Source organism: Paenibacillus cisolokensis (genome assembly GCF_050481165.1).
In the GTDB taxonomy this organism is placed as follows: Bacteria; Bacillota; Bacilli; order Paenibacillales; family Paenibacillaceae; genus Paenibacillus_AH; species Paenibacillus_AH cisolokensis.
Genome location: NZ_JBCNFP010000139.1, coordinates 1 through 11,053, shown reverse-complemented (window position 1 = coordinate 11,053; position 11,053 = coordinate 1). Strand labels below are relative to the sequence as shown.

Below are 11,053 nucleotides of genomic sequence, written 5' to 3'. Positions count from 1 at the left end.
ACTTTCGAAATTCAGGTTTAAAACATTTTGGTGCGGCGGTATGTGGAGCTGGAGCAATTCGATGAAACGGTCGCCTTTCATGAGGCGCTGATCGGTCAGAAGGCGCGGCTTCGCTTCAACTATCCCGAATATGACTTGAAGCTTGCGCAGGTCGCATCGATCCTGTTCATCGCCGGGACCGAGAAAAGCTTGCAGCCTTTCACCGCGACCCATATGACGTTCCTGGTCGACGACATCGAAGCATATGCGCGCCATTTGCCTACCATCGACTGTACGGTGCTGGAAGCGCCGAAGCCTGTACCGACCGGTTGGAACATGCTTGTCCAGCATCCGGACAGCACGCTGATCGAATATGTCACACACCACGACAAGCATCCGGCCGATGTTTTACCTGAGGCCAACTGTTACGAGAGCCGATTCGATTGAGCGCGATAGGTATTGTCCGAGTTTAAGGAAAGCGTCTTTTTTTTCGTGTATGAATAATCGGCTTTCGAGCCTTTATCGAAAACTGAATTCTTCTTTATGGATCGAACTTGCAGGTACACCCAATCGACGGAAATGTTTTCGAAATGCGCCACTCCTTTTAATGGTTGCTCGTCACCAAAATGAAGTAGGCCATCCCTCAGTCATCTTCTATAACCTTTGGGACAGCCTCTTATGCCGGCAAGGCTTATCGGACCGAATCTTCCAGCATCCACTTCTGCCGGTCCGAAGACGGGTCCGGTTCGCCCAGCGATAGAGTTGTTCCGTCCGCCGAGACTTCCAGCGCTTTTCGGTTATGGACAGAGATGACGGTTACGGTGCCGTCTTCATTGTCGGCAAGAAGCCAGCGCTGGTTGTCGTATCCGAGATAGTCGTACAGTTGGATTTTGTTTTGTGACGTGTCCAGGTCCAGCGCCTTACCTTCTGCGGTGCGTATGGAGTAGGAGCCTCGCTTGTCTCCGGTCGGCACCAGCACCCAAGTCCGGCCTTGTGCTTCCCCTTCCCCGGCATCGATCAGCATGACCGGCTCGCCATTTTGCGATTTGGCGGCATACAGCGCCTTGTTCGCGGTGAGGTTGACGAAGCCGGTCTTCCGCAGTTTGGCCTCCTGCATCCGGCTGGCGTTGACATTTTGAAAATAGGCTTGACCGCCGAACACATGCACGCCGAAGTGCCCCTCCGCGAACGTTCCGTCCGCAACGTCCATGATCCGGACGCCGTCCACGGTAATCCGGATATGCGGACCGTTCGCCTCGATGGTGATGCGGTACGTTTTATCCGGCTGTACAAAGACGGGCACCCTTACCAGCACCTGCCGTTCCGTAAACGCGCCGTTCACTTTGTAAAAAAGCCGAAAAGCTTTCATATTCGGGTCGATATTGAAATAGTACCCGCTGCGCCCGTCCCTGCTTGCCCGAAACAAGACAGACCCCGCGCCGCCCGATTCGGCGAGCGTCATATCGGCCTCGTAGACAAAATCTCCCGCCGTCTCCCCGGCCATATAGGCGGCGTCGCTCTGGTAGCTGCCGCGGATGCCTTGCTCCGTTACAATCCATTTGGAGCCGGACAGTCCGGAGGCCCAGCCCGTCAGGTTCGTGCTGAACTCGCCATCAAACACCTTTACCGGAACGGTCGCCTTCGCCTTGCCGTTCGGAGCGGAGACGACGATGACCGCTTCGCCTTGGCCGGCGGCGGCGATGACCGCCTTTCTCGAATCGGACGATTTAATGGCGACGACGTTCGGGTCGCTCGTCTCCCAGCGCAGCGGCAGGGTTCCGCAGCTGTTGTCACTATCCGCAGCGGCGTACAAGATTTCGGTGTCCCCCGCCCTCATCTCCCGTTCGCTCGTATCCATCTCAATGGTAGCTTCGGTATTCGCCGTTTCGTTCCATATGTTTTGGAGCGCATGCACCTTCATGGAGACGACGTTCACCGCGCCGCCTGTCGCATAGAAGCTCATCTCACGGTGCGCGGGATCCGGGAAGATGACGTCCGAGAACACGACCTTGCCGTCGCCGCCAAATACCTCGATCGAGGCATCATCCACGAAGATGCGCAGTTTGATGCGCCCGTTATCCGGCGCAAGCGGCGCTTCATGGCGTGTGGTGAAACGATCGGAAAAATCGACAGCCCCGGAACGAGAGCGGTCTACATACAATCGGTGCTCCGCCGCCTTGTAGCCGACGACCGTCTTCTTCCCGTCTCCCTCGCGCAGATAGAACCCGAATTCGTCTGCGCCGCCCCCTCGCGGAATTTCCAGCTCGGCTTCGATTTCGTAGGCTCCGGCGGATACGCCTTTCAACAGGTTCGCTTCATTCGGATTCACGATTTTACGGGTTGTAGAGTACAGTAATCCAAGCCGCAACGATTGCAGTTCGCCGATCGGGGCCTGCGCCAGGCGGATTCCCTCATCCGTCCGTATCAGCTTCACTTCGCGCGGAATGGTCAGTTCCCCTTTCCAGCCCTCGGTCGGGAAGGCAAACGGGTAATCCCAGTTCGTCATCCATGCCAGCATCACCCTGCGGCCGTCCGGCATATCCGAGAAGGACATCGAAGCGTAAAACTCTTTCCCGTAATCGGTGGTCAGCACCTTGCCGACAGGGTTGTCATTGACGAATTTCCCTTCCGGAGTAAGCTCCCCGATAAAATACTCCGCGGCGGAACCTGATGTCTTCGGATTGGTGCCCGTGCTAATCATCAGCACCCATTTTTTCTCGTCCGTGCCTTCCACCGTCAGCGGAAACAAGTCGGGGCACTCCCACACGCCGCCGCGAACATAATCCCCGTAGCCGAAGTTGTCGGTAAGCGTCCAGTCGAGCAGATTGGTGGAGGTAAAGAAGCGAATATGGTCGCCGCCGGAGACGACCATTACCCAGCGGTTATACTCTTCGTCCCTTACGACTTTCGGGTCACGGAAGTCCCATCCGCCCGGATCGTCTCCCTGCTTCCCCGGATTTTCGATCACGATCGGGCGCTCGCTGGTGAACTCCCAAGTACGGCCGCGATCGGTGCTGTACGCCAGCCCGATGCGCTGATTGCCGTTCGGACGATCCGGATGATAGGAAGTATAGTAGGCGATCAGGCCCTTCCCCCCGGATTCCGTGAACAAGCCTGAGGCATTATGAAGATCGGCGGCAGCCGAGCCCGACCATACATGCCCGTACTCATTCCAAGGCAAGGCAATCGGAAGCCGCTTCCAGCTCACGAGATCGGTGCTAACCGCATGGGCCCAGGTTCCCCCGTCCTGATGGAACAGATGGTATTCTCCTTCATAATAAACCAGCCCGTTCGGATCGCTTGCGGACCCGCGCACAGGCGTGTAGTGATAGTCGGGACGGTATTTTTCCATGTAGTAGTCCGCTGTGGCCGTCAGATAGACGTCCTGAATATACGCCGTACCTTCAGATACAGACAATCCCGCATGGCCCCCGGCGTAGCTGTCGTCGGCAACGTCGATGGCTGCTCCGGCGTAGCCGTCGACATAAACCTGAATCCGGTTGCCGACGGCATGAATTTCAAGATGATGCTTGGAAGCGGGCTGCGACGGATAAGTACGTTCCGAAGCCGCGATCAACGTTCCGTCCGCTTTTCTCAGCTCCGCCCGAACTTCATGGCCGTCTTTCCTTAGCGCCGCCGCGTATCCTTCCGTCCCGCGTTCGTTCGCTCTGAACAATAGGGCGGCCTCGGCCCGCTCGGTACCGAACGCCATATTTCCCTCCAGGACCAGATCCTCATGTCGCTCTCGATAGATTCGCAGCGCCCGGTTTTGCACGGTTGCAGTTCCCCGCTTCCCCCGAAGATCGGGCTGCCAGGCCCCCGAACTGTGCACCACTTCACCCAAATTGCTTTGCAGCCCGCTGACCTGAACGTTTTGGAATAAGGCGGACCCGCCCCGTACGACAAGGCCCAGACGGCCGGAACCGTAGGCATCGTCGCGCACGTCGATGACCGGTTCATAGCGGTTGCCCCAGTACACCTGGATTCGGGTCCCTTCAGCCTTGACCTTCAAACGATAGATTTCGCCCTCAGCAATGGACGCCGGCCGCTCCACCTTCAACGCGCCCGCTTCGCCCGCGTCCCGCAGTCGAAGAAGTCCGGCTTTCGGCACGATCTGGAGCTGGTAGGAAGAACGGCCTTCGTCATCGGAACGAAACGCCAAGGCGGGGTCCGCGTCCATACCCGAAACCATAACATCCGCTTCATAGACGAAATCGGTCGCCTTCGTCTCCGCGAGAGCCGTAACATGCCCGTCGGTCTCCGAAGTGAGCAGCATCCCCTGCTCCGTTACCTCCATCTGCCCCATTCCTTTCAATCGCCAGCCCGACAAATTGGAATTGAAATTGGTCGCGCTTTCAAAATTAGCGGGACGCTCCGCCGCCCGGCCTACCGAATGGCCAGTGGTCAGACCACCGGCCCCGGCGACAACAAGTGCGGAGGACAACAGAACCGTTAATGTGGGTTTGAATTTGTTCGCCATCATGCAACCTCTTTTCATTCGGGAGATTGGGGAAGCGACGGCTGCGGCCGCTTATGTGGAGCGAAGCGTTCCTTGCAAAGCGGCCAGCCCAAGCGCCAATGCGCCGCAGAGCCCGGCTCGCTGCCCGAGGCCCGGCGGTACGATATATTCGTCCATGCGCTCCAAAATTTCGTTTGCCACGACATATCCATTCAGATTCCGGCGCACCTCGGCGCGGATCAGCGGGAAGAGCCGGGATTGCTGCATGACCCCCCCGCCCAACACGACCTTTTCCGGCGACATCAGTAGAACGGCTCCCGCAATCGCTTGGGCGAGATAATAGGCTTCGATCTCCCATGCCGGATGATCGGAAGGAAGCGCCTGTCCCTTCGCCTTCCAGCGGGCTTCGATCGCCGGCCCCGACGCCATCCCTTCCAGACAATCAGCGTGATATGGACATAGACCCGCAAAGTCGTCGTCCGGATGCCGCCTTGTCGGCACATGCCCGCCTTCCGGGTGGACAAGGCCATGAACAAGCCTGCCTTCCAGGTAGACGCCGACTCCAACGCCCGTTCCGACGGTATAGTACAGGCAGCTGTTCAAGCCTTTGGCTGTGCCCCATGTCGCTTCTCCAAGAGCCGCGGCGTTCACGTCGGTATCCCATCCGAAGGGAACCGGGAATTCGCTCCGCAGCGCACCAAGGAAATCGAAGCCGCGCCAGCCCGATTTCGGCGTCGTCGTGACGAAGCCGAACGTCGGGCTTTCAGGATGAAGATCGATCGGGCCGAAAGCCCCGATCCCGATCGCCTCCACCCGCTTGTCTTTGAAATACGCTATCGCTTTGCCGAGCATGGTCTCCGGACTTTCCGTCGGAAAGCTGATGCTGTCCGCAATCGTCCCCCGCTCGTCGCCGATTCCGCATACGAATTTGGTCCCGCCTGCTTCAATCGCTCCGATTCGCAACTTTCTCGCTCTCCTTTCTGATCCGCACCGCTACTCCGCTACGGGCGGCGCCAGTTCATATATCGCCAGCGAGATCAGCCGGAAATCGTTTTCCTCCGCAGCCAAGGAAATGCCGGCGGACGCCGAATCGGGGTAGATCAAATCGGTAATGACCGCCTGCCCTCCGTTCGCGAATACTTCGACAGAAGAACGGTCCACGCAGACATGAAGATCGAGTCTCTCTCCCACGGCGAGCAATTTGGCCCTGTGCACGCCCCGGAATTGTTCGTGGAACTCATGCCGTCCGGATTTCGTGCGGTCCACATAAACTTCGCCTCGAACCGCGTCCACGCCGACGACCGTCTCCTGGCCGCCCCCTGTTCTCATTTGAAAAGCAAACGAGATGCTGGACGGAACTTCGGCGATCAGCTCGTAGCTTTCGAGCCGCAAAGCGCGCAAGGCGGCTTCCACCTCTCGCTTTCCAACGTTCGCAAGGGCCAGCACCGGAATGCGGACGCGCCGCAATTCCCTCGCCGGCCGCTGCACCAAAATCTCGATACCGTTCCTCCTTTCAAGACCGAGTTCTCTCGGAACTGTCATCGCGCCGCGAAAGTCTTCCGTCGGCGTCAGGTTAGCGTATTTCCAGTTGCTCATCCAGCCGATGAATAGCCGCCTCCCGTCCTCCGCCGGGACATCGGACCATGTAACGCCCGCATAGTTGTCCCGGCCGCCATCCAGCCAGCGTACCACATGAGAGTCTTCATCAGGCGTAAACGTCACGCCGTCAAAATCCCCGGTAAAATACTGCGTCCTTGATCCCTCCGGGTACGCCGGATCGTCGCCGACGCTGACCAGCATGACCCACTTGGTTCGGGCTGCATCCCCGTCCACCGCCAGCGGAAACAGATCGGGGCACTCCCACACCCCGCCGTGAAATCCCGTCCCACTGCCGAATTCGCTGCCGAGCGTCCAAGCTTTCAAATCGGGAGAATGATACAGTCCGATCGTCTGGCCGCAAGCGACAACCATGACCCAACGGCGGGTGGCCTCATGCCAGAACACCTTGGGGTCGCGGAAATCGGCGGAAGCGTCATGAACAAGCACCGGATTCCCTTCATATTTCGTCCAGGTTCTTCCTTTGTCCCTGCTGTAGGCCAGACTTTGCGCCTGCTTCGGAGAGTTCCCTTCCGCTTCGCGGTTATGAGTGAAAATTGCCACAAGTCCGGGCCCCTCCCCGAAAAAGCCGGCCGTATTGTGCCAATCCACCACAACGCTCCCCGAGAAGATCATTCCGTTCTCATCCGGCGCAAGCGCAATGTCCAGCTCCTCCCAACGCACCAGGTCTTTGCTGACGGCATGACCCCAGTGCATCGGTCCCCAGGTCGTGCCATAAGGGTGGTGCTGGAAGAAGAGATGGTATTCTCCGTCAAAATAGACCAATCCGTTCGGATCGTTCATCCAGTTCCGCTGCGGCGAAAAATGATACCTGCCTCTGTAGTTTTGCTTGGCGATTGTCGACATCCGGCGCCTCTCCTCTGCTTCGTAGTATGGTTGATCTCTCTTTCTCTCCGTCGACCGCGACTATTTTTGCATCGCTCTGTCATAACCGCTTTGTTTGATTTCGAGCCACTCTTGCAAACCGAGCCGATCGAGTTCCTTCAAATATTCGTCCCACTGCTCGTCGACTTTGCCGTTCTGATACCACTCGGTCCGCATTCTCAGAACATAGGCGAACAAGTCCGTTTCGATCGTCGTCAGGCGTTCCAGCACTTCAATCGAGTTGAAGATATTGGGCATCGCACGGTCCGCTTTCATATGGGGGGCCATAATCTCCTTGACGATTCGCATTCTTTCCTTGGCGTCGTCCGGTAAGGTCGTGTATTTGCCGAAATAGCTGTCGAGTATCGCCAGCGGACCGGCGACGCTCGTTTTTTCCCGCAATTCGACCGGCGCGGTTCCGTTCAGCGGCAAGTGCTTCAGCATGTTTTTCTCGGCGTCGTATTCGAAAATGTTTTGCTGCGTCTCATCACCGTAGGTTCCCCAGTTGTTCTGTACGGATTGGATCGGATCGTACATCTGGTCTACCCATTTGGCCGTGGCCTCCGGATTTTGGTTGGCACTCGTTATGACCATTCTGCCACGGTGGAAGCCGAGCGCATTCGTCTGGGTCACGTTGATCCGGCCGTCGGGCCCGGCTACCGGAGGCATCACCTCGTAGCTGTCGTTGTCCCCGGTAATGTTGCTCTTATCCCATGAGAAGTACAGTCCGTATTTGTGGTCCTTTCCTTTGGCGAGATACGTGCTCCAATCCTGCGTATATGCTTCGACATCGATCAGTCCTTCCTGATACAGCTCGTGGATATACTTGACGGCGTTCTTGTACCCTTCCTCGGCAGGGGTGAATACGACCTTCCCCTCGTTCGTGACAACCGCGTGATCCGGATTCTCCCCGAGGCCGAACGCCGCGAACAGGAATACGAGATCCTCGGCCCCCGGTTTGTTGATGAACGACAGCGGGATTTCGTCCGCCTGCCCGTTTCCGTTCGGATCCCGGGTTTTGAACGCAATCAACACATCCTTCAATTCCTCCGTCGTTTTCGGCATGTCGAGCCCCAGTTTGTTCAGCCAATCCACATTGATCCAAGGGACCGCGTCGACGGCCTGGATCCGCTCCTTACCGCTGCCGAGCTCTTCGATCCACGGAAAGGCGTAGATGTTTCCGTCCGGCGCGGTAATCATCGTTCGGTATTCCGGCGCTTCTTCCAACACCTTCTTGAAGTTGGGCATATATTGATCGATGAGATCGTTCAGCGGAATGATCGCGCCGTCCTTGGCCAGCTTCAGCAGCTCGTAATCGCTGTAGCCGGCGTCAAAAATCGCGTCGGGAAGGTCGCCGCTCGCCATGGCGAGATTTCGCTTCTCCACGAAGACATCTCGGGTATAGTTTTTCCAATTGATATGGACGTTCGTTTTTTCCTCCAACCGTTTGAAGATCAGCTTCTCGTTGGGGTCCGCCGGCGCGAGCGGCGAGCTTTGCGTCATAATGGTGAGCGTCAATTTCCCGTTCGGCTCCTGCTCCTCGCCGGCGGAACCGCCGCCCCCGCCGCCGCTGCAGGCGGTAAGCAGCAGAGAAGAAGCGAGAACGGCGGATATGGCTTTGAAGGCAAATCCTCTTTTTCGGTTGTGTTCCATGTGAACGACCTCCAAATTCTGTGTTTAATCTATGTACAGCCGGCTGTTATTTTAGAGAGCCGACCATGACACCTTTCTCGAAATACTTCTGGAAAAACGGGTACATGACGAGCAGCGGCAGACTCGAAATGACAATGGCCGCGTATTTGATAATCTCGGACAAACGCTTCAGTTCCGCCATGGCAAGCTGATCGCCAATCATTCCGGGATCTACCTGATTCTGGATCAAAATCGAACGGAGAACGAGCTGCAGCGGATGCAGCTTCGGATTATCAAGATAAATCATGGCGTCGAAGTAGGCGTTCCACTGCCCGACGAAAGCGTACAGAGCCAGCACGAAAACGATCGGCTTGGAGAGCGGCAGGACGACGCGGAAAAAGATGTTCGCTTCGGAGGCGCCGTCTACGTTGGCCGCTTCCTTCAGCTCGTTCGGCACACCGCCAAAAAACGTCCGAGACAAAATGATGTTCCATACGTTGACCGCGCCGGGTACAATCACCGCCCAGATCGTATCGATCAAGCCCAGATTTTTGACTAGCAGGTAAGTCGGCACGAGCCCGCCACCAAAAAACATCGTGATCAAAAACAAGGTCATAAAAAAACCACGGCCTTTGAGCCGGCGGTCCGACAACGCGTAACCCGCAAAGATGGAAACGGTCACGGTAACGGCGGCAAAGGAGACGGAATACAGCACGGCATTCGCGAATCCCCGAACCATCGCCGTATTGGAGAAAATCGTTTCATACCCTTCCAGGGTCCAATCCGCCACCCGAAACGACAAGCCGCGGCTGAGCAGCACGGACGGATCCATGAAGGAGGCCACGACAATATAAATCAGAGGTACGACCACGACCAGCACGGCCAGCGCCAGCCCGACGGCGTTGAGCGCAAGCAGGAAGCGATCCAGTCCGGAATGTTTGATGGACATTGCGACTTTGCTCCTTTCTTCAGTAGAGGCCTTCGCCCTCGTTCAGCTTTTTGACGATCGCGTTCACGGTCGCGAGCAGGACAACGTTGATGACGGCGTTGAAGAGCCCCACGGCAGCCGAATAGGCGTAATCCCCCGATTGCAGGCCGATCTTGTACACGTAGGTCGGAATGATCTCGGACGTCGGCAGATTCATCGCCGTCTGCATCAGGTACGCTTTCTCGAAGCCGATCGACATGATCCCACCGGCAGCGAGAATGAACACGATCGCCATAATCGGGCGGATGGTCGGCAGATCGATGTGGCGAATGCGCTGAAGCAGGTTTGCGCCGTCCAGGTTCGCCGCATGATGCAGCTCAGGGTCCACATTCGCCAGCGCGGCCACATAGATAATGGAAGACCAGCCCGCTCCCGTCCAAATATCCGATAAAATATAAATCCATCTGAAATACTCGGGGCGCGACATGAACATGATCGGTTCATCCGTCAGCCAGGCGAGCAGTTGGTTGACAGGGCCCGTCGGCGACAGGAAAATAAACAGCATGCCGACAACGACAACGACAGATATAAAGTTGGGGGCGTACAAAAACAATTGGATGTTCTTCTTCACGCCCGCCCTGCGGACCTGATTCAGCATCAGTGCCAGCAGAATTGGCACGGGGAAACCGAGGAGGAGTCCGTACAGGCTTAATTGAAGCGTATTCATAAAGATCGCTTCGAAATTTGGTGACGACAGAAACTTGTCGAAATACTTGAACCCGACCCAGTCGCTTCCCAAAATGCCCTTAAGCGGACTAAAGTCCTTGAAGGCGATTACCGCTCCGTACATCGGACCGTATTTGAAGATCAAGGTCAAGATCAGGGCCGGCGCAAGTAGCAAGTAAAGAAAGCCGCATTTCCTGCAATATTCGAAAAGCCTTGTTCTGCGGGAGCCGACAAGCGCCGTCCTTCCTTCTCCCGCCTTTATCGTGCGTTGCACTGAATTCCCTCCATTCTCCCGGCAAGTTTACATTTTCGTTCTAGAAAGGGGTTTCAAGTCGAAGCTCTCACTGCTTCCGATGCTTCATTGCATTTACAATTTAGCAAAGACCAAACGGATAGTCAATACATTTTGTAATATTATTTTTGTGCATTTGACAAATATTAATTCGAAAAATTAGGCAAAATTCGCTGTTATCAATCCAAAAACCTTCTTTATTGCGGAAAACAAGCAAGAAACCGCTTTGCGATTAATGGCAGCTGCTCATTTTTTAGATCTAAAAAGGATTAAAAAGCGTTAGTCCTGGGTATGTATTTGTAAATTTTATATAATAAAATGTAAATAAAAATTGTGCATTTGTAAATCTATAGTTGCTATTTTTCTCGAACTATTATACATTTGAAAGAGATGAAACAAGCGTAAACGGCTTCGCCCTCTTTGACAGGCGGAGGTTACGTTTCGCGGATGAAATCTAAGCTTAAAGTATAGCCGATATTATACTTTCTTAGACTCCCATGCCGCTGACACGGCACCATCAGATGATGAAAATAATCAGGTTCCCACGGTATAATAA

The 11,053-nt window shown here is 55.8% G+C and carries 7 protein-coding genes; 1 reads left to right on the top strand and 6 read right to left on the bottom strand.

Annotated features, from left to right (window positions below; all coding sequences use genetic code 11):
* Positions 1 to 27 precede the first annotated feature (27 nt).
* Positions 28 to 426: a VOC family protein gene (locus tag ABEV74_RS19900; RefSeq protein WP_430148843.1), complete on the top strand. Its 399-nt coding sequence runs from the start codon at positions 28 to 30 to the stop codon at positions 424 to 426.
* A gap of 244 nt (positions 427 to 670) precedes the next feature.
* Here the strand turns inward: ABEV74_RS19900 and ABEV74_RS19895 are convergent, their stop codons facing one another.
* Genes ABEV74_RS19895 through ABEV74_RS19870 form a run of 6 tightly spaced genes read right to left on the bottom strand, consistent with a single transcriptional unit; the run spans position 671 to position 10,467 of the window.
* Positions 671 to 4,459 carry a GH32 C-terminal domain-containing protein gene (locus tag ABEV74_RS19895; RefSeq protein ID WP_430148848.1) on the bottom strand — a complete coding sequence of 1,263 codons (3,789 nt, stop codon included), beginning with the start codon at positions 4,457 to 4,459 and terminating at the stop codon, positions 671 to 673.
* Positions 4,460 to 4,510: 51 nt separating this feature from the next.
* Complete coding sequence (locus tag ABEV74_RS19890; protein WP_430148841.1) at positions 4,511 to 5,401, bottom strand: ROK family protein; 891 nt, start codon at positions 5,399 to 5,401, stop codon at positions 4,511 to 4,513.
* Between the two features lie 30 nt (positions 5,402 to 5,431).
* On the bottom strand, positions 5,432 to 6,901 hold the full coding sequence (locus ABEV74_RS19885) for a glycoside hydrolase family 32 protein (RefSeq protein ID WP_430148838.1): 1,470 nt from the start codon (positions 6,899 to 6,901) through the stop codon (positions 5,432 to 5,434).
* Positions 6,902 to 6,961: 60 nt separating this feature from the next.
* A complete protein-coding gene (locus ABEV74_RS19880) occupies positions 6,962 to 8,572 on the bottom strand; it encodes an ABC transporter substrate-binding protein (protein WP_430148835.1) in 1,611 nt (536 codons plus the stop codon).
* A gap of 46 nt (positions 8,573 to 8,618) precedes the next feature.
* Entirely contained in the window at positions 8,619 to 9,500 is an 882-nt protein-coding gene (locus ABEV74_RS19875; protein ID WP_430148833.1) for a carbohydrate ABC transporter permease, read from the bottom strand.
* 19 nt (positions 9,501 to 9,519) lie between these two features.
* Positions 9,520 to 10,467, bottom strand: a complete 948-nt coding sequence (locus tag ABEV74_RS19870) for an ABC transporter permease (protein ID WP_430148845.1) — start codon at positions 10,465 to 10,467, stop codon at positions 9,520 to 9,522.
* Positions 10,468 to 11,053: the final 586 nt, after the last annotated feature.